Annotated in this window: 28 protein-coding genes; 21 read left to right on the plus strand and 7 right to left on the minus strand. The window is 63.0% G+C overall.

Features of this window, described 5'->3' with window-relative positions; translation table 11 throughout:
* Positions 1-126 precede the first annotated feature (126 nt).
* From K206_RS0105175 to K206_RS0105185, 3 genes are all read right to left on the minus strand, one after another.
* Positions 127-606 (minus strand): hypothetical protein, encoded by a 480-nt coding sequence (locus tag K206_RS0105175; protein ID WP_020201347.1) that lies wholly within the window; start codon positions 604-606, stop codon positions 127-129.
* 115 nt (positions 607-721) lie between these two features.
* A complete protein-coding gene (locus K206_RS0105180) occupies positions 722-931 on the minus strand; it encodes a hypothetical protein (protein WP_020423683.1) in 210 nt (69 codons plus the stop codon).
* 156 nt (positions 932-1,087) lie between these two features.
* Complete coding sequence (locus K206_RS0105185) at positions 1,088-1,600, minus strand: hypothetical protein (RefSeq protein ID WP_020201349.1); 513 nt, start codon at positions 1,598-1,600, stop codon at positions 1,088-1,090.
* A 156-nt stretch (positions 1,601-1,756) separates the two neighbouring features.
* Between K206_RS0105185 and K206_RS0105190 the strand changes: the two genes are divergently transcribed.
* The 14 genes from K206_RS0105190 (at position 1,757) to K206_RS0105255 (ending at position 12,649) form a co-directional block, all read left to right on the plus strand.
* Positions 1,757-2,209 carry a hypothetical protein gene (locus K206_RS0105190; protein WP_020201350.1) on the plus strand — a complete coding sequence of 151 codons (453 nt, stop codon included), beginning with the start codon at positions 1,757-1,759 and terminating at the stop codon, positions 2,207-2,209.
* A complete protein-coding gene (locus K206_RS0105195) occupies positions 2,206-3,666 on the plus strand; it encodes a 3'-5' exonuclease (protein WP_020201351.1) in 1,461 nt (486 codons plus the stop codon). Before K206_RS0105190 ends, K206_RS0105195 begins: the two co-directional genes overlap by 4 nt.
* A 12-nt stretch (positions 3,667-3,678) precedes the next feature.
* Positions 3,679-4,908 (plus strand): DUF1173 family protein, encoded by a 1,230-nt coding sequence (locus tag K206_RS0105200; RefSeq protein ID WP_020201352.1) that lies wholly within the window; start codon positions 3,679-3,681, stop codon positions 4,906-4,908.
* On the plus strand, positions 4,905-5,243 hold the full coding sequence (locus tag K206_RS0105205) for a hypothetical protein (protein ID WP_029043262.1): 339 nt from the start codon (positions 4,905-4,907) through the stop codon (positions 5,241-5,243). Before K206_RS0105200 ends, K206_RS0105205 begins: the two co-directional genes overlap by 4 nt.
* Positions 5,244-5,571: 328 nt before the next feature.
* Complete coding sequence (locus K206_RS42655; RefSeq protein WP_155887957.1) at positions 5,572-6,180, plus strand: hypothetical protein; 609 nt, start codon at positions 5,572-5,574, stop codon at positions 6,178-6,180.
* Positions 6,170-6,511 (plus strand): hypothetical protein, encoded by a 342-nt coding sequence (locus tag K206_RS0105215; protein ID WP_020201355.1) that lies wholly within the window; start codon positions 6,170-6,172, stop codon positions 6,509-6,511. The genes K206_RS42655 and K206_RS0105215 overlap by 11 nt, the downstream gene beginning before the upstream one ends.
* Entirely contained in the window at positions 6,468-7,391 is a 924-nt protein-coding gene (locus tag K206_RS42660) for a hypothetical protein (RefSeq protein ID WP_155887958.1), read from the plus strand. Before K206_RS0105215 ends, K206_RS42660 begins: the two co-directional genes overlap by 44 nt.
* Positions 7,388-7,630 carry a hypothetical protein gene (locus tag K206_RS41405; RefSeq protein WP_231401555.1) on the plus strand — a complete coding sequence of 81 codons (243 nt, stop codon included), beginning with the start codon at positions 7,388-7,390 and terminating at the stop codon, positions 7,628-7,630. Before K206_RS42660 ends, K206_RS41405 begins: the two co-directional genes overlap by 4 nt.
* On the plus strand, positions 7,627-8,757 hold the full coding sequence (locus K206_RS0105230) for a phage Gp37/Gp68 family protein (RefSeq protein WP_020201357.1): 1,131 nt from the start codon (positions 7,627-7,629) through the stop codon (positions 8,755-8,757). Before K206_RS41405 ends, K206_RS0105230 begins: the two co-directional genes overlap by 4 nt.
* The gene (locus K206_RS0105235) at positions 8,754-10,010 is read left to right on the plus strand and encodes a site-specific DNA-methyltransferase (protein ID WP_020201358.1); all 1,257 of its coding nucleotides are present in this window, start codon (positions 8,754-8,756) and stop codon (positions 10,008-10,010) included. The genes K206_RS0105230 and K206_RS0105235 overlap by 4 nt, the downstream gene beginning before the upstream one ends.
* Positions 10,007-10,762 (plus strand): hypothetical protein, encoded by a 756-nt coding sequence (locus tag K206_RS40785; protein WP_020201359.1) that lies wholly within the window; start codon positions 10,007-10,009, stop codon positions 10,760-10,762. The genes K206_RS0105235 and K206_RS40785 overlap by 4 nt, the downstream gene beginning before the upstream one ends.
* 27 nt (positions 10,763-10,789) lie before the next feature.
* Positions 10,790-11,044 carry a hypothetical protein gene (locus tag K206_RS0105245; protein ID WP_020201360.1) on the plus strand — a complete coding sequence of 85 codons (255 nt, stop codon included), beginning with the start codon at positions 10,790-10,792 and terminating at the stop codon, positions 11,042-11,044.
* A 67-nt stretch (positions 11,045-11,111) separates the two neighbouring features.
* Positions 11,112-11,705 (plus strand): hypothetical protein, encoded by a 594-nt coding sequence (locus tag K206_RS0105250; RefSeq protein WP_020201361.1) that lies wholly within the window; start codon positions 11,112-11,114, stop codon positions 11,703-11,705.
* A 50-nt stretch (positions 11,706-11,755) separates the two neighbouring features.
* Positions 11,756-12,649, plus strand: a complete 894-nt coding sequence (locus tag K206_RS0105255; RefSeq protein WP_020201362.1) for a DNA/RNA non-specific endonuclease — start codon at positions 11,756-11,758, stop codon at positions 12,647-12,649.
* Positions 12,650-13,114: 465 nt separating this feature from the next.
* Here K206_RS0105255 and K206_RS0105260 read toward each other — a convergent pair whose 3' ends face one another.
* Positions 13,115-14,269, minus strand: coding sequence for an integrase domain-containing protein (locus K206_RS0105260; protein WP_020201363.1), 1,155 nt, complete (start codon positions 14,267-14,269; stop codon positions 13,115-13,117).
* Positions 14,270-15,398: 1,129 nt separating this feature from the next.
* On the opposite strand from K206_RS0105260, the gene K206_RS0105265 reads away from it, so the two are divergent.
* The 3 genes from K206_RS0105265 to K206_RS44605 all read left to right on the plus strand — a co-directional run bounded on the left by K206_RS0105265 (position 15,399) and on the right by K206_RS44605 (position 17,024).
* On the plus strand, positions 15,399-16,403 hold the full coding sequence (locus tag K206_RS0105265) for a PRTRC system protein D (RefSeq protein WP_020423685.1): 1,005 nt from the start codon (positions 15,399-15,401) through the stop codon (positions 16,401-16,403).
* Between the two features lie 9 nt (positions 16,404-16,412).
* Positions 16,413-16,829 carry a hypothetical protein gene (locus K206_RS0105270; RefSeq protein ID WP_020201365.1) on the plus strand — a complete coding sequence of 139 codons (417 nt, stop codon included), beginning with the start codon at positions 16,413-16,415 and terminating at the stop codon, positions 16,827-16,829.
* A 69-nt stretch (positions 16,830-16,898) separates the two neighbouring features.
* Positions 16,899-17,024 carry a hypothetical protein gene (locus K206_RS44605; protein ID WP_020423686.1) on the plus strand — a complete coding sequence of 42 codons (126 nt, stop codon included), beginning with the start codon at positions 16,899-16,901 and terminating at the stop codon, positions 17,022-17,024.
* 285 nt (positions 17,025-17,309) lie between these two features.
* Here K206_RS44605 and K206_RS0105280 read toward each other — a convergent pair whose 3' ends face one another.
* Positions 17,310-17,888: a TetR/AcrR family transcriptional regulator gene (locus K206_RS0105280; protein WP_020201367.1), complete on the minus strand. Its 579-nt coding sequence runs from the start codon at positions 17,886-17,888 to the stop codon at positions 17,310-17,312.
* A 118-nt stretch (positions 17,889-18,006) separates the two neighbouring features.
* On the opposite strand from K206_RS0105280, the gene K206_RS0105285 reads away from it, so the two are divergent.
* The 4 genes from K206_RS0105285 (at position 18,007) to K206_RS0105300 (ending at position 21,284) form a co-directional block, all read left to right on the plus strand.
* Positions 18,007-18,642, plus strand: a complete 636-nt coding sequence (locus tag K206_RS0105285) for an NADPH-dependent F420 reductase (protein WP_020201368.1) — start codon at positions 18,007-18,009, stop codon at positions 18,640-18,642.
* Positions 18,643-18,698: 56 nt separating this feature from the next.
* A complete protein-coding gene (locus tag K206_RS0105290) occupies positions 18,699-19,640 on the plus strand; it encodes an SDR family oxidoreductase (protein ID WP_020201369.1) in 942 nt (313 codons plus the stop codon).
* A 77-nt stretch (positions 19,641-19,717) separates the two neighbouring features.
* Positions 19,718-20,338, plus strand: a complete 621-nt coding sequence (locus tag K206_RS0105295; RefSeq protein WP_020201370.1) for an NADPH-dependent F420 reductase — start codon at positions 19,718-19,720, stop codon at positions 20,336-20,338.
* 106 nt (positions 20,339-20,444) lie between these two features.
* Positions 20,445-21,284 (plus strand): LysR family transcriptional regulator, encoded by an 840-nt coding sequence (locus K206_RS0105300; RefSeq protein ID WP_020201371.1) that lies wholly within the window; start codon positions 20,445-20,447, stop codon positions 21,282-21,284.
* Between the two features lie 137 nt (positions 21,285-21,421).
* On the opposite strand, the gene K206_RS37540 is transcribed toward K206_RS0105300, so the two are convergent.
* Positions 21,422-21,631: a hypothetical protein gene (locus K206_RS37540; RefSeq protein ID WP_020201372.1), complete on the minus strand. Its 210-nt coding sequence runs from the start codon at positions 21,629-21,631 to the stop codon at positions 21,422-21,424.
* Positions 21,632-21,731: 100 nt separating this feature from the next.
* On the minus strand, positions 21,732-22,805 hold the full coding sequence (locus K206_RS0105310) for a primase-helicase zinc-binding domain-containing protein (protein ID WP_020201373.1): 1,074 nt from the start codon (positions 22,803-22,805) through the stop codon (positions 21,732-21,734).
* Positions 22,806-23,058 lie beyond the last annotated feature (253 nt).

The following is a 23,058-nucleotide window of genomic DNA, read 5'->3' on the forward strand; positions in this document are numbered from 1 at the left end:
ACCGAACCAAAATCATCAGCATCTGGCATGACCAGAATATCGTTGTACATGGTGGGTGTCTCGATGAATGATGGCGGAGACACCCTCGGCGGGATGGCTCCCGCCGGATAAAAAGAATTGGGTACGTCAGTGGGCGATCAGCCGCACCTGCAGCGGGAACGCTGCCAGGCCAACCGCCATCCACCACGCGACCGGATGATCCGGAAAGGCTGGTACCGGATCACGGTAGAAGGAAGGGATGTCGCCAAGATCCACCTCGCCGGCGCAGTAGCGCCGCCGGTAGTTGTCGGCGATCTCGCACCACATGAGCTCGGCGCGAGCGATGTGATCCCACATCGCAGGCAGGCGATCTTCGCTGAAGACCTGCGCACCCTCTCGATTCATGTACGCGACGACTTCGTGATACCGACCGAGTTCATGAGCAAAGCCCCGGCGAATGAACGACAGAACCGCCGGCGCATGGCTTCCGAAGATGCGCTGCAACTGGCGGATGTAGGCGGCAGACTCGCGGCGCGAGCGCACAGCGTAGTCGGGCTGACCGACTTGCGCAGAGTCCTCTTCGGCAGGCACCGGGCCGACCTCAATAGCGATGAATGTTTTGTGCATGGTGTTTCCTGGATGGACGGGAAAACACCCCCGCGGGATGTTTCCCGACGGGATAAAGTTGGGGCCATGCGAAGCCCAGAAGGGTTCGCACGGCAACATGGGCCGAGCCTAGCCTCTAGCAGGCCGGCGCGCTCGAAAGCTGATCGAACGCGGTCACGGCCCAGGCACTGACTGTCAACAGAACGATCGTCGCGCACGACGAAAGCTGAAACATCAGCAAAGGGATGCTGGGCGTGGTGAGAACGAAAAAGAGTGCCGCAAACAGAACAAGCACCACCACGGCGGTAGCGATTGCAGTCGGACGAGAGTCGAGCAGAGGTTCCACGATGGCTCCGAGAAATGGAGCCATGCCCAATGGGGACAAGGCCCCAATGGGTGAAAAAAGCAGATGACCGGCACGCCGGCGAAGTCGATGCGCAGAAGCGCGAGAAAGCGTGTGGATGTTACCGCGAAGGCACTGCTGTCGACAAGCCGGCCTTGCTCAATTTTCCGTTGCAGCGAGTCGGCCGGCTCTGCTCGCCGCACGCACCCGCGCGAGCACGGCCCACCGCCGTTGTTCAACCTCCTCCGGGTTCTCCAGTGAGGATGAGTCCGGCAGGGGACCATCGACGCACGCCCTATCGTCGTCTTCAAGCTTGCCCTGCTCCTTCAGTTTCCGCCGTTGCATCTTCGAGAGACCAAAGCTGTTTTCTGTGAGCGCGACGAAGTCCCACCGCTCGGGGATAGCTGCCTCGGAGAACCAGGCCTCGCCGATACCCGCGCCCACTACCGCGACCACGTCGTAGATGCTTCCTGCAGGCGACGGTATGGCCCGAACCTCGAAGCGGACATCCTCGGGCCGCGGGTGCCAAAAGAAGCGATCAAGGTAGCGTTTGAAGGTGAACGCCTCGATGGGGGCTACTTCCGGGTAGGCCGGATCACCGTGTGGCACGAACTCTCGCTCCGCCCTGGGTCGGATACCGAGCGAGACCTCACGAATGTTGGGCTGGGACATGTTTTCCTCGAAAGAAGGGCTAAATCATATAGCTTTCAAGCGAAAGTCCCGCTCAAACCCGCAGCAAAATGGTTCTCGGCCAACTTCGCGCCGGCGACCTTGACTTCACCATGGGGCCGGTATCGTGGTCTTAGACCATTCGACATCGCCGCCATCATGAGATTCCTCCGCACCGAGCGCTACGAGCCGCTCACGTTCAGCGCCCGCAAGCAGGCCGCGTTTGCACGCAAGCAGCAACGCGAGCGCAACCGTTATCCCCTCTTTACTGAGCACATTGCCGAGGAGCAGCACTCGCCCGAAGAGGAATTCGAGCGGCGCCGGCGCCAGTCCGAAATGTACGAGCAGCGCCTGCGCGACTTCACCGCGGGCGTTTGGCGCAGGGCACGCGCTCTGTACTTCGCCCAGCCGGAGGCAATCCGCGCTGCGATTCAATCGAAATGGCAGTCGTGGACTGGTCCAGCCAGCGCCGTCAACTTCTCCTACTGGGTCGACGAGCTGAGCGGCGAGCGCGCTCGCCGCTGCGCTCAAGCGGACGAGCGAACCACCGCCATTCGCCGACAGGTGCGCGCCTCGATGGGCTGCCAACCCGAGTTGGAGGTCACCCCATGAACCCCACCGAAGAGCAAGATGCCGTCGTAGAAGCGGTCAAAGCCGGTGGCCCTGTCAAGGTCAAAGCCTATGCCGGCGCCGGCAAGACCTCGACGCTGCGCCTGGCTGCCGAAGCCCGCGGCCGCGCGCGTGGGCTGTATCTGGCCTTCAACAAGGAGATCGCACAGGATGCCGCTCGCAAGTTCCCCTCGAACACGCGATGCCGCACGGTGCATTCACTCGCCTTCGGCGCGACCCGGGAAGAGATCACTCGGAAGCTCCGCAATCCCGTGGAGCCACCGTTTCAGCTTGCGATACGCTACGGCCTCAGCGCAATGCGCCTGCCCACCACGATCGGGAAGAACCTCGAGCTATCGGCAAGCAAAGTCGCCCGCATTGTCAAAGACGGCGTGGCGCGGTTCTGCCGGTCGGCCCAGGCCGATCCGCAAGCATGGCACATCCCCGTCGAGCCGGTCATTACGGAAGCCGCAGCCGAAGCGCTACGGGAGCAACTGCTGCCCTATGTGAACCGGCTGTGGGCCGAGAGTATCGATCCGACGGCCCATTCGGCCATCACCCATGATGTGTACTTGAAGCTCTGGGAGCGCAGCCGCCCAGCCATCGGCGCCGACTTCATCTTGTTCGACGAAGCGCAGGATGCTGACGGTCTCATGCTGTCCGTGTTGCGTGGCCAGCGTTCGCAGGTAGTTTATGTGGGCGACCCGTACCAACAGATCTATGAATGGCGTGGCGCGGTCAACGCCATGGACCACATCAAAGCACCTGAGTGCGCGCTGACGGAGTCATTCCGTTTCGGGCCCGCCATTGCGCAATTGGCCAGTCGGGTCCTGCACTTGATGGACGAGGAGACGCCGGTTCGCGGTCAGGACAGCTTGGCCTCGCGCGTGCTCCACCAGTCGGAACCAGCCCGGCACCGCGTCAACGCCATCCTCTGCCGCAAGAACGCCACCGTGCTGTCCCATCTAGCACAGGGCATCGCGCGAGGCGAGCGCGTCGCGATCCGCGCGAACATCGAGGAACTCAAGGCGTTCGCCGACGGCGCCGAGCAGCTGATGCGCGGCGAGCGCATCGGCTTCCCCGCCACCCTGGCACTCTTTGAGACTTGGGAAGACGTGCAGGAGTACGCTGAGTCGTTCGCCGGCCGCGACCTGCTACCGCTTGTCAAGCTGATCGACAACGAGGGAGTGGATTACCTACGCCTGATCCTGAGCCGTGTGTCTCCCGAGGCCGAAGCCGACTACCTGGTCTCCACAGTGCACCGGGCCAAAGGCCTCGAATGGGCTGGCGTCCGGCTCGCCGGCGACTTCCGGTTCAAGACGGACGACGAAGGCGACAAGACGATGGCGCCAGAAGAGATGCGCTTGCTCTACGTCGCAATGACCCGTGCAAAGTGCGAACTCGACATTTCCGAGATCCGCACTGACCTCTACACCATGTTCCGGGATGCCGGCGTATAGGAGGACTCCAGCATGACCAGCGTGCGCATCGGCGCCACCGAATACCCGCTCGAGGATGTTCAGGAGAACCCGGCAAAGTATGCCCGTGCCCTGGAGCGAGCCAAGACGATTCAGGGCTTTGCGGAGTGTGGTTGCAGCTTGCGCAGCCCTCGACCGAAGCTGGTGATCCGGCGTTACAGCGGCGCCTTCTTGCTCGCCCGCTGGCCGGAGCAGGCGCATTTGCATTCCCCCTCCTGTCGGTTCCATCAACGAACGGCGGGGTCGGAGAGCAAGGGCGCCGAGCTCGATGCATTCCGCCAGCGCGACGGGCATCATGACGTTCGGCTCGATCTCTCCTTGTTTGTGAGCGCCCGATCGCCGGCAAAGTCCTCGGTGGCCAGGACACCTTCGGCAGTCGCGCGGCCTCAACGACGCACAGCCGGCCTACTCGCGTTCCTCGAATATGCGTGGGAGGCGGCGGGCCTCAATGTCTGGCCTGGCCACGGCGGGCGCGGCTGGAATATCTGCTGGTCGCAGCTGACGACGGAGCTTGCCGACTGCAGGATCAACGGGAAGCCCGGTGACGCCTTGCTACACGTCATGGAACGGTGGGACCCCTCTCGCAAGACCGAGATCCTCGCAGAACTCGAAGCGTTCCGGGCACGGCTCAAACCCACGGCCGAGGCCAATCCGCGCGGCCTGGTCATCGGTGAGATCGAAGCGCACAAGCCGACCCAGTACGGCGGCATGCTGATTCTGCGCCAAAGCAAGCAAGCATATTTCGCGTCCGCCGCGCTATACGAACGCATCCTGCGATCCTATGCCCTGCCCCTCGCCGGCATCGGCAAACCGGATCAGCGCTGCGTCGCAATCCTCGCGGCCGAGCGATCGAAGTCCAACTACCTCACGGTGGTCGACGCGGCCGCCATGCTCACCAACCGGCAGTTCCTTCCCTGCGATTCGAGTCACGAGATCGCCATGGCAGACCACCTGATCGCCCAGCAGCGTGCCTTCCGCAAGCCGGTGCGACACCTCGGCCGCGCCGCGGTTCACCCCGACTTCGTGCTCACCGACACCAAGCCCGAGACGGTGATCGAGGTCCTCGGTATGACCGGAGACCCGAATTATGACGCACGGATGGAGGAGAAGCGCCGACACTACGCCAACGAGGTCATCCCCTACATCGAGTGGGATGCCAACGTCGATTATCTGCGGCTCCTCCGCTTGCCTCCGGCCAACAGCCGCGCCGAGCTCGACCTGTGACCGAGAAACGTGATTCCCTATTCGATGCCGCGCTCGAATTGATCCGCGCCCATCGCGCTGCGTCGGTTGCGCTACTCGAGCGCCGTCTGGGCGTGGACCGCTCTAGCGCCGAAGCGCTTCTGGTGCGTATCGCGAAGGAGACACCAGCGGTGGCCCAGCTCGCCGGCGGCCTATTCCTCTACCTGCCCGAGCAGCTGGCCGATGAGCTGCGGGCCCTGCGCACCTTCGCCGATGCCGTACTGACCGCTCTGCAGACCAACTCCATCGATCCGGCCCGCCTCCGTGCGGACGCCATCGCCGCCGGCCTCACCATCCCCAACCAGTTCGACGTTTAAGACCCTCACCGCCGCGCCGCCTGATCTGAACTCACCAGCGAGACATGACTTCCGTCGCGAACCGGTTGACTTTCCTCCCACTTACGTATGCTCGAAGACACGGCATTCGTGTGAGTGCCGGCTGCAATCTCTCCTCCCAAAGACCGCTATGACCGCCACAAGAACGCCTACCTCGGCACCGCCAACCAAAGCGTTATTGCTTCTATTCGCGCGCTGGATTACGCAGCAACCACCGCACCTCCCAGACCACGCATGCGGTGAATGTGTCCCGCTCGGCGAAACGGTTGTCCCGGGATTCCGATGCGCGGTACATGCGGCGCACGCTCTGTTGGCAGCCGCCGAATCGTCGCCAACAGGCGAGGCGTCGCGCTGGCTGCACGGCGCGTATGACGGTCCTCCACAGACTTCCGACTGCGCCGCGATGCTGGCCCGGATTGATTCCGCACTCGCGGGGCAATCGGCGCCGCGGGCCGGAGAGGATGTGCGGCTGGTAGCGTACCGCCCCTCCGATGCGGCAGTCAGGAAAGCATGCGATCTGCTCGACAAGATCAAGGGTGCTTACGGGCACTGGGGCGGCTGGTCTGCAACACCAAGCGCATGCGATGAGGCAATCAACTTGCTTCGCTACTCGGATGCCACCACCCCGCAGCCAGCAGCCCAGGCGGCGCCGGCCGTGCCGCTACTGGCGAAAGAGCACCAGGGCATGCGCGTGGACTACTCGAGCCTGCTCCAGCAGGCGGCCAACGCGCTGGTTCTCGGTGGCAAGGCGACCGGCCTGGCTGAGATGCTGCGGCAGCTTCAGGGCCACATGACAGAGCTGGGGTTGCGCTGGTATGCCAGCGACACGGCCGTGGTCGATGACTTCTGCCAGCTCTACTGCATCGGGAGAGACGCACGGGCCGCGCTCGCCACCCAAGGAGCAAGCCATGATGATTGATGGAAAGCCCCTCACGCTGTCTGGAGACGAGAACGTCCCAGACATGCCACTGACGAACTCCCAGGTGAACCACTTGCGACGGCTGCTCGCATGGATGCGCTGCGAATACATGCTCGATGAGGATATGCAGCGTGGCTTCTTGCGCGGAGCGCACAAAGCCGTTGCGGCCGGGCTGTCCTCACCAGAACGGGCATCGGAGATGCTGAACGCCAAGGCACAGGAAATTTGCGCAGTCCCGGCCTACATCCGCCAGGCCGTGAAGATGCTCACCAAGGCATTGCATGAGCATGAAAAGAAATCTGGAATTGTGGAGGTCGATCATGCTGGTTGATGGAAAAGAATGGCGGCTGGTGCCGGTCGAGCCGACCGACAAAATGGCGCATGCCGGCATAGCCGCGATCGGCACTCTTGGCACTTACCGCGCCATGATCGCCGCCGCTCCAACGCCGCCCGATGTTGCCAGGAGCGAGCCCGGGGCCAGCGCGCAACAGACGGGACTATGCAGGACGTGCAACGGAACCGGTGATGTAACCGATCTGAACGGCGAATGGTGCGGCTATTGTTGGTGTGGCGCTCGCCCTGCCGCCCTTGCGCCGAGTGAATCGCCTACGCCGGATTTCAAGTCTCTGATGAAATCGCTCCACCACGCTGACGATGGTGGCAAGGACTGCTGGGAGGCGTGCTCGGTGCGAGAGAAGGCGCTGATGATGAAGATCTTCAATGCCTTTTCGAGAACTCATTCCCGCCCACTGACGAACCCAGCTTACCGGAGCGGGGTCGATGAAGGCATGCGTCGTGCGAGCGCATCGCCTGCCGCGCTGACGGATGCTCAGGTGGAAGCGGCGGCGCGTTCGTTGTGCAAATTCGATGGCAACGACCCCAACGAAACGCAAGACCTATACACCCGCGATGACGGCACGAAGGTACATACACGGCGATGGGATAAACACTACGCACTCCGCGCACGCCTGGCATTGGAAGCGGCTCGGCTCACCGTATCGCCTGCCGCCCCGCAACCGAGCGCCAAGGCGCTGACGGATGAAGCGCTCATGCAGATTGCAGAGCAACACGGCTGGGTCATCAAGCAAACGGGCCGCGCAGAGTGGTTGGTGTGCAGCACCAACACGCCCGGCAACTTCCTAGCGCTCGCCCGCGCCCTCCTGGCCGCAGAGCAGCGCAGCGAGGACAAGCACCATGTAGGAGCGGCATGATGGGCTATCTCAATCCACTATTGCGCCTTCCAGCGGCGCGCAATCTGCTACGCCTGCCCCTGGAACAGCGCAAAGCAATGGCCCTGGTCCTGCGCCAACTTCGTGACCAGGCGAATACCGAGGCGGAGCAAGCCTGGCGCCGCCGCAAGGGGCCGATGGCGACCTACTGGCGCGGTGTGTCGACATACGCTCGGCACCTGGCACACGCATTGGAACAACCAACCAAGACAAAATCGTGAGCGAAAACTCCAACATCGAATGGTGCGACCACACATTCTCGCCATGGGAAGGCTGCCAGAAGGTCGGCCCAGGCTGCGACCACTGCTATGCTGAACGGCGTAACGCGCGCTTCGGGGGTGGGACCGCCCCGAACTGGGGGCCCGGGGCGCAACGGCGCCGGACCTCGGACGCCAACTGGCGCAAGCCGCTTCGCTGGAACGCCGCTCACGCCGCGTTCGCGGCGGTCCACGGCCGTCGACAGCGCGTGTTCTTTGCGAGCTTGGCCGATATCTTCGACAACGAGGTGCCGATCGAGTGGTTCATCGACGTCCTCGATCTCTGGCGCCAAACGCCGAATCTCGACAAGCTCGTCCTCACGAAGCGCATCGGCAACGCGTCGAAGCGACTGGGCGACGCCTTCAACACGCTGATGCTCCGCGACGACTGCGCGGATAACCCGTTGGTGCCCTGGCTCGCCACTTGGATCGCCGGCAATCCGCCGGCAGACATCTGGCTCGGCGCGACCGTAGTCAACCAGGCCGAAGCGGACCGCGACATTCCGAAACTGCTTCGCACGCCCGCGAAGCTGCGCTTTCTCTCGTTGGAGCCGCTGCTCGGCCCCGTGAACGTGTTTTCGACCATCACGGGCGAGCTGCTGCACACGTCTGGCAACGATTGCTCACCTGGTGCGATCGACTGGATCATCGCCGGCGGCGAGTCGGGGCCTGAGGCTCGCTACACCCTGCCGGACAGCTTCCGTAGCCTGCGCGACCAGTGCGCGGCCGCTGGTGTGCCCTATCTCTTCAAGCGGTGGGGAGAATGGCACACGAGAGCGCGGAACATCACCACCGGCGAAGCTGTCTTCCGCACGTTTGAGTCGTTCTGGCAATGGGCAAGCAAGGCAGCGACCTGGATCCGTGGTGGCATTTGTGTGGACCGATACGGCCTGCAACTCAAGACTGTCGAGGATTTCACGCGGGCACGCGACGACGGCCGATTCCCGGTGACGGTGATGCACCGGGTCGGCACGAAAGCTGCTGGGCGGCTCCTCGATGGCGTCCTGCACGATGCATTTCCCAATCCGTCCGATACCGTGTATGCCGCATGCGGACGGGCACTATCTCGCGCGGGCGAGGCTCGCCGATGACCGCCCAAATGGATTTGTTCGCCCACGTGGCAGCGGCCTTCACCGACGCGCCCGATCGGCCCATTTCCAATGCTGAGCTGTATGGTACGGTGGCCAAGGCGGCCGATATCGAGCCGGCAGAGACACTGCGCCGCGAACCTATTGGCGCCGCAGCCGCGCTACACAGTCCGTTCAAACGCGCCATCCGCTGGCATCAGCAGACCCTCAAGCGCCTTGGCATCATCGAACGCATGCCCGACCAACGCGGACTCTGGCGGCTTTCCGAGCCAGCTGGAAAAGAGCTTGACCGCGCGACGTCCGGCGTGAAGTTGCTTGCATTCAACACAGATCTGGGCGTTGCGATCTGGAGCAAGTCTCAGGACGTGTTTCCAAACCTGGGCGAGCCGATCGCGCTGTGCTTCACTTCGACCCCCTATCCACTGCGCCATGCGCGGGCGTATGGCAATCCGTCGGCCGCGGAGTTCGTCGACTTCATTTGCAGTGTCATGGAGCCCATCGTAGCCGGTCTGGTTCCAGGCGGAAGCATCGTCCTGAATGTCTCGAACGACATCTTCGAAGAACGCAGCCCCGCGCGCTCCATTTACGTCGAACGCCTCGTGCTGGCCCTTCACGATCGATTCGACCTGGCCCTGATGGACCGTATCCCATGGGTGAACTACAGCAAGCCGCCGGCACCCACGTGGTGGGCCTGCGTCAACCGGGTACAGCTCGCTACCGCCTATGAGCCAATTCTATGGTTCACCAACGATCCGCATCGTATTCGCTCAGATAACCGACGGGTCCTGCAGAACCACACCGACCGCCATCGAAGCTTGATTCGCGGCGGCGGCGAGGCTCGCACGGCAATTTATGGGAACGGCGCATATCGCATCCGCCCAGGATCGTTCGGAGCCGAAACGGCAGGACGCCTGAGCCGGAATGTCCTTGAGCGGGGGCACTCCTGCGCAGACACGCGGCATTATCGCCAACAGGCAAAGGCGTTGGGGCTGCCAGTCCATGGCGCAATGCAACCCACCGAAATCCCTGACTTCTTTATCCGCTTCCTAACGGAGCCGGGTGACCTGGTCGTAGATCCGTTTGGTGGCACGATTCGCACGGGGCTCGCGGCAGAACGCTTGGGTAGGCGCTGGCTAGTCACGGAATGGATCCACCAGTACATCCGGGGGGCAGCCGAGCTGTTCAGGGCCGCAACCGGATTTGAGTTGAACCCTGCATTCAGCACTGCGCTCACATCCGCGGGCGGCCAACGATGATCCGAACGCAACTCTGGGCCTCTGGCGGTGGCGTCCAGTCCGCCGCGATCGCCGCACTGATCGTCATGGGTGAGCTCAGGCCAGATCTTGCCGTCATCGTAGACACGGGACGCGAGCAGTCGACGACATGGTCGTATATGGATGCCGTCATCGCGCCAGCGCTTTCCGCTGTCGGCGTGACGTTGCATCGCATCTATAAGAGCCAGTTCGAGGAGCGAGATCTATACGGTGGCGTGGACAACAGCACGCTGCTGTTGCCGGCGTTCTCCACCCGCAGCGGGGAGGTCGGCAAGCTGTCCAGCTGGTGCTCATCATACTGGAAGCGAGAGGTCATCAAACGCTGGGCCAACCGGCACCACGTTGAGCTCGTCGACACATGGCTCGGAATCAGCGTCGATGAAATCGGGCGGGTGCAAAAGCCCCGGAGCCATAAATGGCGCACGCGCTATCCGTTGATCGAGCGCGGCATGAACCGGGGCGACTGCGTCGCATTGGTGAAGCGGATGGGCTGGCCAGATCCCCCGCGCAGCTCGTGCTACATGTGCCCGAACCACACGGCTCAGGAGTGGCGCGATATACGCGACAACAAGCCAGCCGACTGGCAAGCCGCGATCGCATTCGAGCGGGACCTACACCGCCGAGATCCGCATGCCTTCTTGCACCACGATTGCGTTCCGCTGGACCAGGCTGATCTCGATGAGCGCAACGGCGTGCTCTTCGCCCATTGCGACAGCGGCATGTGCATTGTTTGACACCATACCGTAAATGTGAAATTTTTCATGAAGATCCAGAATACCAACCCCTCCAATGAATCGGAGTATCCCGATCCGGAGACCGTTCTCGCCATCCGCGGCGCAATCAAGACCGGCATGTATGCCGGTCCGATGGCCGAAGACGGCCATTGGTTGAACGAATTCTGGCAGATCGGCCGAGCGCTTCGAGACCACGCCGACGCGCTGCAGGCATTCCAGATGGCCACGCGGCGCGAGGTGCTCCGCACCACCGGCAACTATCTCGATCTGGCGCCACTGTAAGCATGGAACGGTGGGCGGAGCATCCGACATTGGCATAATTCGGGGTTTCCCCAATCCCGTACCTGCCATGCACAACAGTCTGCTGAATTGCGCGCAATGCGACGGCGCCGCCCTGTTCATCGCCGGACGCTTGCAGGCCGTCATTACCTGCGAAGAGTGCGGTATCTCCACGCCGCCCGTCCTGCTTGATGCCGAGACCAGTCGCGAAGCGGCATTCACGCAGTTGAGCGCCATCTGGAACGCTCGGGTAGAGCACCGGCCCGCCGACGTGCACACCATTTCGATGCTCGCCCGCCGCGCTCTCACCACCGCCGACATCCCATATTTCCTGGGCCTGCTGGCGTCGACCACTGGGGAATGGGAGGCGAGCGGCCCGAAATATGCGGCGATGGCTGCTTCGCTCCTGAAGCCGGAGTTCAAGTTTGTCCACGCCTCCAGCCCGGACAGCGTGCTCGTGGATGCCGAGCGATATCGCAAGCTCGTGCATCGCTCGAAAATCATCTACATCGACGGCCAGCCCACAGTGCGATTCGAATACGTGCCAGCCCTTGCCGCGGAAGTGGCTGAGGAAGAGCACGCCGACAAGATCTGGCCGTTCTCCGACCTTGAGCAATTCGTGGGGCGTGCCGTTGACGCACTGCCCGCGCCGATTACACCTTGACTTCGCCGGGAGTCTGGCAAGCTGGTAGTGTCTCTGCCCAAGGACCTTCCATGCTTCGACCCTTTGTTTTCGCTGCCGCGCTCGCCGTAGCTTCCGCCAGTGCTCTCGCCAAGGACCCCGCCAGATCGACCTGCGACCACTCGATCGGCCTCGGCCAGCCTGTTGTCACGAAACCGGCCGGCAAGACCTACCTGCTCTGCTACCGCGCATACGCCACCCTGGCCTCAGGCCAGAGCCGTACACCGCTCTGGTCGGCGGAGTACCTGACCCGCGAGGCGGTGAACGCCGCCCGCGATGTACCACGCGACAGCGACTTCTACGAAGAAGACGCGCTCCCCGCCGAAGCGCGCGCCCGACTGACCGACTACGGCCGCGGCGCCAGCTACGATCGTGGCCACATGGCGCCGAGCGGGGACTTCGCCGACAAGGCTTCCCAGGCGGAAAGCTTCAGCCTGGCGAACGTCATCCCGCAGAATCCAGCGAGCAATCGGCGGACGTGGAGCCACATCGAAACCTCCACACGCAAGCTGGTACGCCAGGTCGGTGCAGCGTACGTCGTCACCGGGCCTGCATTCGTCCGCGATACCAGCATGCTCCGAGGCCGAGTCCGAATCCCGGATTTTGTGTGGAAAGCTATCTACGTGCCCGGCAAAGGTGCGGCAGCCTATATCGTGCGCAACGACGAGACGCCGGCGTACAGCGTGGCAAGTATTGCCGAACTGGCGCACCTCACCGGTGTCGATCCGTTTCCATCACTGAGCCCGGGAAAGCGCGCAGCAGCAATCGAGCTGCCCCCGCCGGCGCCGCACCCCGGCGAGAAGCCGGCACGTCGCGTCGCGCTGACGTGGCTGACTTCGGCCGATGCTGCAAAGGCGGATTCGGCGTCGCATCTGGTGCAGAGAGCGGGCACGCTGCTGTCACTCGCGCTTGCATACGCCCGTTAGCAGGTTCGGCTCGGCAGACGGGGATGAAGGATGCTGGTCTCACCCCACGGAGGAACATGTTCCCTCCAAAATTGCGAAAGGTGCTGTTCGGACAGCGCCTTTCGAGCTAAATCACCTGGGGGAGCGGTGCCCCGCCGCCGAATTCATCGCCACCTCATGAGCTTCCCGTGTCAGCACAGAATCCAGGCGCCCACAGCTGCATAGGCCAGCAAGGCTGGCAACGCACCCAACAGCAACGGGTGAAAGAAGTTCGCACATGCACCCTCGTCGGCGACGCGGGCACGTACCGCCCCCATTTCCACCCCTGCCGGTGGCCCTCATCCCGGCAGAAACTGAGAGTCGCCTGGAGGTCGGCCATCGACAGCGCCTCTTCGTGTTTGCTTCCCCAGGCGAACGATCCAGTCGCATTCGCCGATACCCTGAGCGTAACGTGCGGGTCCGGATCCGAGACGGTCGGGAATCCCATCAGCCGTCCCCTTGCCCGAGCATCCGGTAGAGCTTGGCGCGGGAGATGCCTAGTTCCCGAGCAGCTGCGGCCCTGTTGCCATCACAGGCGATGATGGCGGCTTTCAGCTCGGCCAGTGTCGGCTCCGGTCGCTTGGAGGACATCTGCGTGGAATAAGTCGACAGGTACGCGTTCGCTTTCGTCGCCCGACTGTGCCCCGCCGCCTCGACTACCTTGCGCATGGCTTCACGATGTGCAGCGACATCGCGCACCTTGCTTGCCCCCTTCACCGCCGCCGGCTGACCAGCCTCCCGGTGGTACATCTGCTGCAGGAACTGATGGCGCAGCCCGTGCGCGGTCACCCCATCCCCATTCTTCGTGATCCCGTGTTTCTCGAGCACGGTATAGAACCGGCGCCGCCACCGGTCCTGGGTGTAGCGCGCCGGGATTAGCGTGCCGCGCGCTGGATTCGTCGCTGCCGCGAGCTTCGCCGCCGCAGCCAGAACCTCGTACTGCCAGTCGAACTCGATCGCGACCCGCCTCGGCCGGCCTCCCTTCGTGCCGTCATGCACGTGCAGCTGCCCGGATGGCAGAACATCGAACGCAGGCTTTAGCCGCCAGCTTTCCTTCGCACGCAGGCCGAACGCCGCCTCCAACTTCAGTTGCAACGCCACATGCGGGTCCGTCACCTCGATCTGCGCTACCTTGGCCACGGCGTCGATCCCATTGCCCTCCCAGGACCGATCTTCCTGCGCCACATAGCTGCGAACATAGCCTTCGGGGCGCGTCACGTAGTCGTCAATGCGACCGACCACGTTAGGCTTGCCCATCCACGACATGAACGCACGCAGATGGGTGAGCCTGAGCTCCACGGTCCCGACGTTCAGGCCTCTTTCCAGCACCCAGTGCGAGACTAGCCATCCGATGTGCTTCTGTCGGACGCTATATGGCGAGGTCACCGCCATCCGCCCGACCGTGCGCAGCTCCACGAACATCGCCAGCAGCGCCTGGACGCGTTGCCGCTGAGACATCTGCGACAGCGACCGCCCGCTCACCCGCGTTCCGCTATGCGGCAAATGCAGATGGGCCGCAGCCAGCACCGCGAACTCAGATTTGAAGCGTTCCGGCAGGTTGTATTGGTCCACCAGCGGGCGCAGGTTGATTGTCTTGCTCATGGGATATCCCGGGCCGAACGGGCACCTTCGGCGCCCGGCTCTCTCGCCTGATTGGCGACTTCCTTTCTCCACTCGGCTGAATCACGGCCCCGTTCCGTGTTCACCATCTCGGTGTGCCGAACCACCACGTCCAGCTAACCGGCCACCCGCCGGATGCCACAGCCTTCCCGTCCTTTAGCGATGCCAAACCGATCAGCCCTGAGCATGGAAGCAATGCGTCGTGACTGTCCGCAGTGCGAACGGGCGGGGCTCGCGCCCTGCCCGCCGCTGCGCGGCCATCCAACCCGGGTGCATCTGCGATGCCGGCCGCTCCCGCTGGGATTTTGGTCCCCGCGTGCTCAGCCCGTCCGTGGTGGGTGATTCTTGTTGCGCCGTTCTGGTACCGGTAGCGCCCCCCGGATCGATATTGTTCAGAAGCCCGCTCTCACCGTCCCGGTGTGCAGTCAGCTCCCCGCCCCAAAGCCGGATCATTCCCGCCGCAGTGTGTCGGGCATCGTGATCCGCGCCCAGCCGCATGGCTGAAAGGGCGTCGTCTACTCGCGGAAATCTCTCGGAGCACCTGTCCGGTGTCCGGCTTCGGATTCGTCCGCACTGCGGTCTATTTTGGCAAACAGACCGCTATCGGCTTGGTATCGCGGTGTCCGGTGTCCTCACTATCCGACACGGTCCACTTGATTTGATTGAAAAAAAAGCCGGCTCAGTTTCCGGCGTGAACATCTGGCGGTCGCCGCCCCAACTTGAGGGCCTCGGTTGCCTGGGTGTGCCGCGCTATGTCGGCGGGGTCGATGCGTCGGGGACGCAATGTGTGCGCACAGGATAAAGCACAACGCTCGACGATGGCAACGCTTGAGCCCACGAAATCGCGAGCTTTTGCCGCCTTGACTTCGTCATTTCACAGGTACAGTGAATTCAACGATGTGGCACTTGAATCGACATCGTGGCACTTGGCAGGACGTAGAGGGACTCTCGCAATTCAATGCATCGAATTGCGTGGCACTAGATGCCACGATGGTCGCTCATGTGCCACGACGAAGGATTTACATGGGGCGTGCGCGGTCGATGACCGCCGGCGAGGTGCTTCCATGCCGGCCACGTCCTTCTCTATTTTCAACCGTCTTGGAGCAAAAAAATGAAAGTCGCAACGGTCGCAGTCGACGTCGGGTACGGAAATACGAAGTCCGCTTTCCCTTTGGGTTCGGACGTCGCCACGAGCATGTTTCCCTCTCTTGCACCTCTGTCGGCCACGTCCTCCCTCACCCCGCACGGCGGCTCTGTGCTCCGGGCACGCAACGTCGTGAAGGTGGAGGTCGACGGCGCCACCTATGAGGTGGGCCCGGAGGTCCAGCTCACCGCGGCCTATGGCAATACCGGCCGCGCACTATCGGAGGACTTCGTGACGACGGCCAACTATGCCGCGCTCCTGGCCGGCTCCCTGAACTACGCAAAGGCCTCGCAGATCGAACGTCTTGTCCTGGGGCTTCCGGTGCACAACACCCAGAAGTACGCGGCTTTCCTCAAGGAGCGCTTCACCGGGACCCATGACTTCGGCTGGGGCACCATCCAGATTGGTAGCGTGCTCCCGCTGCCGCAGCCGCTCGGGACGCTCGTGACCTTCATCCAACAAAGCGGCAAGAAATACGATCCCGACAATGCTTACCTGGTCATCGACGTCGGGTATTTCACCACGGACTGGGTCGTGGCACGGGGCTACGCGATGGATGACACCCGAAGCGGTGGCTTTCCGTGCGGCGCAGCCCGCGTCTATCAGCAGGTGGCCAGCCTGATCTCTGCGGAAAAGGGCGAATCGATGGACAGCATCGAGCGGATCGACAAGGCGATCCGTGACGCCAAGCCGCTGCTCTTCTATGGCGAGGACCTGGATATCCGCGACTATCTCGCAGAGGCGATGGCTGTGACCCAGCAACCGGTCAAGGAGGTACAAACGCGTGTCGGTCGCTCGGAAGACATCCGCGCGATCATTCTGACCGGTGGTGGCGCGGCCCTGTATGCGCCGACTATCCGGGCAGCGTTCCCTCGCAACACCATCCACGTGATGGATGCCCCCTGCTTCGCAAACGTCCGGGGTTTTTACACCATCGGTGCAGCTCGGCAGTCCGCGCGGTCCGCGGCGTGAGGTGAGCACATGACGGAGAAATTGCAGATCACCGTCACGCTTTCGGCGGATGCCTGCCCCGATCTGATCAAGTATCTCGGGCAGTTTGCCAGCGCACGCGAGCGAACGTTTGTGTTCAGGCTTCTGGCACAGCGCGGACTCGAAGTCCTGGGAGGAGCAAGCCCCGTCGCACTCCTGCCAGCTGCCCGTTTGGTCAGCCAGCCGTTCAGACCTGAACCCATTGCGGCCAGCAAGGGCGACGCATTTCCGGTCGACGCACCGCTGGCCGCACAGGATGTGGCAGTGCACGACACGGCCGGGCCGCCAGCGACGCCGGGCCCGGGCCCGCTTAGCGCCGACGACAGCGTTGGGGATTCCACGCCGGGAGCGTCAATCGCTGACTTGGACCTCGGCGCGCTCAATGACGCGATGGCCAGGTTCATCTAGTCGCGACTTGACGACTGGCTGGTATATGGCATGCTAAGCCTATCGAAAACATATATCTTGGAGCTATCGATGTTCGAATATCTGTCCACCAACCACGACATCAACATCTTCGTCTTTGCTGTCCTTATCGGCTGGTGTGTGTGGGAAGCCGCCCTTGTAATCTACCGGGGTCTGCGCGCTCGCCGCCAACCCTAAATTGCCCTTCCCTAAAACGAAAAATGTCCGCTATCGAGCTCGGAGTGCATTGGCTTGGCAGCGGGAAAGGCGATGTAGCACAATAGGATTGCCAGTTTTCGGGCTCTATTGGTTCTTGGGGCTTCTATGGCCCCAAGAACCACATAGGTACATCGCGGCAGCAATGCACGGCGAAAACAGGCAAACATCGAACATGCGTCACGTGTACGCCCATGAGCATTCTGTCATGGCGCCGGCCTGCGAACCCCATCCGACGCAATGCAGACAACGATGCGCTGCACCCTGCTACGTCGCCGTCTTGGCATCGTTTCTCGACGGATTCTTCAGGATGGCGCTCGTAACGAGGCGAGAAAGATGGCCCACCCTTGGCGCGAATGAGGGTAGGTCGATGAGCCAACCGAGCGCCGCCATCAGGCCAAACAGGTCATCGCCCGTCATGTCGGCCCGCGCCGTCCCTTCGGCTTGGGCGCGGGCGAGCAATCGCGCGCTCGCCGAGTGCACCGCTGCACAGGAAGCATAAAGAGCGGAGTCCGGGTTCGTGTGGGCGGTCGCCATCAGGGCGACCACGCCCCTGTAGCTTCGGGCGAATGCCATCCATTCGTGAAACCAGGACACGAGCGCTTCGCCCGGTGCACTCGATGTTTCGAGTTCGGCTGCCTTCTGCGTCAGCGCGTCCAGGTTCGTGCACAGCAGGGCCTCGAACAACGCTTCCCGCGTCGGGAAATGCCGAAGCAGCGTGGCCAGCCCGACATCGGCCCTGCGCGCGATATCGCGCATCGACGCGTCGACACCATGCTCCTCGATGAGGACCTCGCGCGCGACCGCGAGGATGTGGTCGTAATTCTTTTTTGCGTCGGCTCGCATGGGGCTTCTTGACAAGTGGATCATTGATCCATATATTTGAATCAGTGATCCACATGATACCTCAAACCGACCGGTCTTGAGCATACGAACACCCCTCACCCCACGAAAGGGCCTGCAAGTGAGCACGATCAGCATCATCGGATCAGGCGGCATGGCTGCCGCGATCGGCGGCCTTGCCGTCAAGGCCGGACACAGCGTCGAGGTGACGAGTTGCGATCCTGCGAAGACACGGGCGCTGGTCGGGCAGCTCGGCGCTAGCGCGACGATCGGCACGTTCGGCACTGCCCCGGCAGGTGACATCGTCATTTTGGCGGTTCCCTACACCGCCGTTCTCAATGTGGTGAAGGCGTACGGAGGAAAGCTGGCAGGCAAGCTTCTCGTCGATATCACCAATCCCATCAAATCCGATTTCACGGGTTTCCTGACCCCCGAGGGCAGTTTCGGTGCGCGGGAGATCGCCAAGGTCGCCCCGGCCGGTGCGGACATCGTCAAGGCGTTCAACACCCTGCCCTCGCATGCACTGGCGGATGGTTCCGTCAATGGCCATCCGCTGGACGTGTTCATGGCCGGAGACGACGCGCAGGCGAAGGCCCGCGTGTCGGCGTTCATCGAGAGCCTCGGGTTGCGCCCGATGGATGTCGGACCGCTGACCATGGTTTGGACGCTGGAACGCGCCTGCATGCTGTGGCTGGGCCTCATGACCCACTCCGTCAAACACGCCAATTTCTCGCTCGGCGTCCGCCTGCCCGGCTGAGCGCACGGCGGGCTACCGCCACTTCTCGCACCACCTTCCCCACAAGGAACAGCAACATGCACGTTTTTGTCACTGGCGGGACCGGCCATGCCGGACCCTACATCATCTCCGAACTGATCGCCGCCGGGCACGAGGTCACTGGCCTTGCCCGGTCGGACGCGGCCGCCGCGGCCGTGTCCGCGCTCGGCGCGAAGGTGCGTCGCGGCAGCCTGGAGGATCTCGATGGGCTCAAGGCCGCGGCGGCAGACGCCGACGGTGTCATCCACGTCGCCCACCGGCAAGACCTGCTTCCGACCGGCGGCATCGATGCCGTGGCCGCTGCGGAGCGCCAGATCATGCTCGCGTATGCCGAAGCGCTGGATGGGACCGGAAAGCCGCTCGTCGTGTCTGGCAGCATCGGCTCGCCCGGATGGGAAGGCCTGGGCCGGCCAGCCACAGAGGAAGACCCGCCCCTTTCCGGCGGCGATACGTACCGTGGCACCCTGCGGGTTCGCAATGTCGTGGAAACCACGGTCATCGGTCTCGCCGAGCGGGGCGTGCGGTCGTCGGTCGTTCGGATTCCTCCCATCGTGCATAGCACGACCGACAACGCGGGCTTCCTGCCGCTGCTGATCGGGATTGCGAAGGCGAAGGGTGTCATCGGCTATCCCGCAGACGGCACGAACCTGTGGCCGGCCGTGCACGCCCGCGATCTCGCGTCCCTGTTCCGCCTGGCACTGGAGAAGGGGGCGGCCGGCAGGAACTGGCACGCGATTGCCGACGAGGGCATTCCGTTGCGCAAGATCGCCGAGGCCATCGGCAACCGTCTGAACCTGCCGGCCGCGCCCATTCCGGCAGACGTGCTGATGCTGCCGGGATATTTCGGGTTCCTCGCGAATCTGGTCACGCTGGACCTGCCGGCATCCAACGCCATCACCCGCCGAGCCTTTGGCTGGGAGCCTGCCCAGCCCGGCCTGCTCGCCGATCTGGACAACGGCCATTACTTTCCTGCCGGATGAGCCGAGGCAGCGAGCCGGGCCGCAACTGGCCCGTTGGAGAAACTACGAGCGATCCCCCAAATTACGAGGAGCAACACATGAGCACCATCAGCATCATCGGAGCAGGAAGCATGGCCGCGGCAATCGCCGGCCGCATCGCCAAGGCCGGACACATCGTCGAGGTCGCCAGCCGCGCCCCAGACAAGGCGCAGGCGCTGGCCGACCGACTCGGAGCCGGTGCGACCACGGCGAAGTACGGCACCACACCGGCGGGCGACATCGTCATCCTTGCCGTGCCGTACACCGGCGCTGCGACCGCGGTGGCCGATTATGGGGATGCGCTCGACGGCAAGGTCGTCATCGACATCACCAACCCGGTCGCCCCCGACCTGTCTGGCCTCGTCACCCCGCACGGCAGTTCCGGTGCGCAGGAGATCGCCAAGAGCCTCCCCGCCGGCGCGCACGTCGTGAAGGCGTTCAACACCATCTTCGGCCACGTGCTTGCCAAGGGCGGACGCCTCGATGCGTTTATCGCCGCCGACGATGCGCAGGCGAAGGCACGGATCTCGACCTTCCTCGAAAGCCTCGGGCTGCGTCCGCTGGATGTGGGCGGTTTGCGCATGGCCCAGACGCTGGAGGCGCTCGGCCTGATGATGATCGGCCTGGCCCAAAATGGCGCTGGCACCTGGGACTTCGCCATGAAAGTCGATATCGGCTGAACCACCGGCATGCTAGCGAATAGAAAGCGTGTTCGGGGAGTCCGATCCGCACTTTTCAATCCGGCTGTTCGGTTCTCGGGAAGGTATCCATAGGAGGAGCGATGCGATGAAGTTTCGACACCTTCGCTGCTTCCTGGCCGTCGCCGAAGAACTTCATTTCGCCCGTGCAGCGGAGCGGCTACACATCGAGCAGTCGCCGTTGTCGCGGGCGATCAAGGAACTGGAAGAAGACCTCGGCGTGCGGCTGTTCATCCGCAACTCGCGCAGCACGCGCCTGTCGCGCGCCGGGCTGGTTTTCAAGGAACACGTGCCGCGCATCTTCACCGCCTTGCAGCGGGCCCGCGAAGGGGCCAAGGCGGTTGCCGCCGGTTATGACGGCCAACTGCGATTTGCCCTGTCCGACGGTATAGCCCCGCTGCGCCTGAGTGCCTTCCTGGCGCAGTGCCGGGACGACGATCCCGAAGTCGGATTCCATCTGGCCGAGATACCCCTGTCGCAGCACATCGCGAGACAGCGCGAAGACCTCTACGATGCAGGATTCGCACAGTCCGACGACGTGGACGACGGTTTGCTGGCGGTGCCCGCGTGGCACGATCCGTTGGTGGTGGCGGTGCCGGCCAAGCATCCGTTGCTGACCCACAAGCGCATCCCATTGGAAGAAGTCCTGCGCTATCCCATGGCGATAGGCGACCCGCACGTTTGCGAGGGCTACTGCCGGCAAATTGCACGGGTGCTGCGCACAGCGGACGTGGAGCCGCCGGTGGCCGAAGAAGTCGCCTCGCTCGACCTGATGCTGAGCTTGCGCTTGAGGTTGCGCCGCATCGACCGCGGACTTGGTGAGCTTGATCTTTGCCATGATGACTCCTCGGAAAGGCCCAGACTCCAGGGGTCTGATGGGAGCCATCAGCAGGAAAGCCGGGTCAAGTTTCGGAAAGCACCGACATAGGTTGAACTTGCCTAACCCGTTGATAAACCTGCCGCATCGGGTAGTGGCGTAGTCCAGCGAAGTGCGATGCTGGAGTCATCGTGAAACAAAAAAAGCCCGGCAGATGCCGGGCTTTTTTTTCGTTACGGGTAGGCCGTTCAGTGCAAAATCGCACGGCGAACGGCATAGGAAAAAGCGGAGTCGAAGTTGGCTTCTGTACGGCGCAGCTCCGCTTCACGATCAGCATGGCGCTGATACACCTGGTAGGAATCGGCTTCCGACTGGCGTGCCTGCACCATGCCGGCCGGCGTGCTGCGCATGGCACGAATCTCCATGTGACCGACGAACACAACAAATCCCTTCAGCATTGCATTTCTCCTTCGAGAAATCTGCCACGGGTGTCCGTCCCCCGTGGGATGGACCCACGGGGCAGCGGTTATAGAATGCCACCTGTACAGGCGGCGTCAGTCAGGCGGTCATTGGCGCCGGCGTGATCGCCCCGAGTTGGCGACTGGTCTTCCACTCATCGCAAAAATCCGTACCGCGGATCTTCGGACGGTGAACCTGCACCTTGAATCCTTCAGCTCTCAAGCGCTTCGCGAGCGTCAACGCATCGGCCATCCCAGGTGACTTTCCAGTCTTTGGGTCGACAGCATCGAAGTCCGCAAATATGTGGACGGTGTGAATTCCGAACCCGTCAGGAACAACGAACTTGCTTAGCAGCACCCGATTCAGGCAGTACCAGGTCGGCACGCCGAATAGCATGTGCGCGGCATAGGCGGTCTCGAGTCCTTCAGTTACACCCAGCACACCATCACGCGGCGGCATCAGTCGCACTGCACCGCCACTTAGTGGTAGCGCCGAAACATCATTGCGCTTGGCGTCAAGGATCTCTCCGTCAGCCGAAACAACCGTAGCTTTGACTGGTAGTGCCGGGTCCAGCGAGGTCCGATGCACCGTCGCCATCCGACCGTCTGGCAACAAGAACTGCGCGACGATCGTTGGAAACCTCCCTATCTGCGCACGTTCGTGCCAGTAAGCCTGAACAGCAAGCCGCAAGGCAACGGGGCGCGGTGCCCGCAGCCCGGGTACCCGTGTCGCCAGGTATCGCATCGCGTGGTCGCCCGCCTGCAGCGGTTTCGCGTGTTCCCATTGCTTGGTCACGCGGAGAAGCTTCGCCTCCGGCGACATCCGACCAGCGACCCGTTGCGCAGTCGCGGGCCGCGCCTGCGGGACCAAGGGCGCCGCGTTGCCGAGCAGCTGCGCCTCGAGCTCGAGATAGCTAATACGATTGACGCGACACACAAGTTGGATACCGTCGCCAGCCATGGGGCTGCCGTCATTGCAACGCCGGCAGACCCAGTCTCCGCGGCCGTTCTTGTTGTCGAACGTGAAGCGGTCGTTGCCGCCGCACACGGGGCAAGGGCCAGGGCGTCCACTCCAGAAGTTGTCCGTGAGGACGGCCGCCGGCAGATACTGCTGCAACAAGGCGTCCCATTGAGCGGGCAACCAGGTCTTCAAGATGTCACTCAGTTTTTGCATGGGGTGCGCTCCGATTGGAGAGGTTGGTCGATGCCTGAGACAGGCGAGGAAACGCTTGCTCAAACCACATCCCGGCGATGGCCAGAAGGTCGTTTCAGCATGGCGTGCTAGCGCGCAGGAGAAGTTGGCCGAGCGGCCGAGAGGAATGCACTGCTGCGCCGGGAAACCCGGCGGCAGCAGTGATTGAAGAGAAGTTTTCTAGATACAGTTCAGGGAAAGTACCCCTCAGAACGAACCTGTCAGATTTTTTGTG

The sequence above is a fragment of the Cupriavidus sp. WS genome (assembly GCF_000395345.1).
Lineage (GTDB): Bacteria > Pseudomonadota > Gammaproteobacteria > Burkholderiales > Burkholderiaceae > Cupriavidus > Cupriavidus basilensis_B.

What these genes read in the sequence shown, in the direction of transcription:
- K206_RS0105175 (WP_020201347.1), bottom strand. Translation starts at nt 606, where the DNA reads ATGCACAAAACATTCATCGCTATTGAGGTCGGCCCGGTGCCTGCCGAA.
- K206_RS0105185 (WP_020201349.1), bottom strand. Translation starts at nt 1,600, where the DNA reads ATGTCCCAGCCCAACATTCGTGAGGTCTCGCTCGGTATCCGACCCAGG.
- K206_RS0105190 (WP_020201350.1), top strand. Translation starts at nt 1,757, where the DNA reads ATGAGATTCCTCCGCACCGAGCGCTACGAGCCGCTCACGTTCAGCGCC.
- K206_RS0105195 (WP_020201351.1), top strand. Translation starts at nt 2,206, where the DNA reads ATGAACCCCACCGAAGAGCAAGATGCCGTCGTAGAAGCGGTCAAAGCC.
- K206_RS0105200 (WP_020201352.1), top strand. Translation starts at nt 3,679, where the DNA reads ATGACCAGCGTGCGCATCGGCGCCACCGAATACCCGCTCGAGGATGTT.
- K206_RS0105215 (WP_020201355.1), top strand. Translation starts at nt 6,170, where the DNA reads ATGATGATTGATGGAAAGCCCCTCACGCTGTCTGGAGACGAGAACGTC.
- K206_RS42660 (WP_155887958.1), top strand. Translation starts at nt 6,468, where the DNA reads ATGAAAAGAAATCTGGAATTGTGGAGGTCGATCATGCTGGTTGATGGA.
- K206_RS41405 (WP_231401555.1), top strand. Translation starts at nt 7,388, where the DNA reads ATGATGGGCTATCTCAATCCACTATTGCGCCTTCCAGCGGCGCGCAAT.
- K206_RS0105235 (WP_020201358.1), top strand. Translation starts at nt 8,754, where the DNA reads ATGACCGCCCAAATGGATTTGTTCGCCCACGTGGCAGCGGCCTTCACC.
- K206_RS40785 (WP_020201359.1), top strand. Translation starts at nt 10,007, where the DNA reads ATGATCCGAACGCAACTCTGGGCCTCTGGCGGTGGCGTCCAGTCCGCC.
- K206_RS0105245 (WP_020201360.1), top strand. Translation starts at nt 10,790, where the DNA reads ATGAAGATCCAGAATACCAACCCCTCCAATGAATCGGAGTATCCCGAT.
- K206_RS0105250 (WP_020201361.1), top strand. Translation starts at nt 11,112, where the DNA reads ATGCACAACAGTCTGCTGAATTGCGCGCAATGCGACGGCGCCGCCCTG.
- K206_RS0105255 (WP_020201362.1), top strand. Translation starts at nt 11,756, where the DNA reads ATGCTTCGACCCTTTGTTTTCGCTGCCGCGCTCGCCGTAGCTTCCGCC.
- K206_RS0105260 (WP_020201363.1), bottom strand. Translation starts at nt 14,269, where the DNA reads ATGAGCAAGACAATCAACCTGCGCCCGCTGGTGGACCAATACAACCTG.
- K206_RS0105265 (WP_020423685.1), top strand. Translation starts at nt 15,399, where the DNA reads ATGAAAGTCGCAACGGTCGCAGTCGACGTCGGGTACGGAAATACGAAG.
- K206_RS0105270 (WP_020201365.1), top strand. Translation starts at nt 16,413, where the DNA reads ATGACGGAGAAATTGCAGATCACCGTCACGCTTTCGGCGGATGCCTGC.
- K206_RS44605 (WP_020423686.1), top strand. Translation starts at nt 16,899, where the DNA reads ATGTTCGAATATCTGTCCACCAACCACGACATCAACATCTTCGTCTTT.
- K206_RS0105280 (WP_020201367.1), bottom strand. Translation starts at nt 17,888, where the DNA reads ATGCGAGCCGACGCAAAAAAGAATTACGACCACATCCTCGCGGTCGCG.
- K206_RS0105290 (WP_020201369.1), top strand. Translation starts at nt 18,699, where the DNA reads ATGCACGTTTTTGTCACTGGCGGGACCGGCCATGCCGGACCCTACATC.
- K206_RS0105295 (WP_020201370.1), top strand. Translation starts at nt 19,718, where the DNA reads ATGAGCACCATCAGCATCATCGGAGCAGGAAGCATGGCCGCGGCAATC.
- K206_RS0105300 (WP_020201371.1), top strand. Translation starts at nt 20,445, where the DNA reads ATGAAGTTTCGACACCTTCGCTGCTTCCTGGCCGTCGCCGAAGAACTT.
- K206_RS37540 (WP_020201372.1), bottom strand. Translation starts at nt 21,631, where the DNA reads ATGCTGAAGGGATTTGTTGTGTTCGTCGGTCACATGGAGATTCGTGCC.
- K206_RS0105310 (WP_020201373.1), bottom strand. Translation starts at nt 22,805, where the DNA reads ATGCAAAAACTGAGTGACATCTTGAAGACCTGGTTGCCCGCTCAATGG.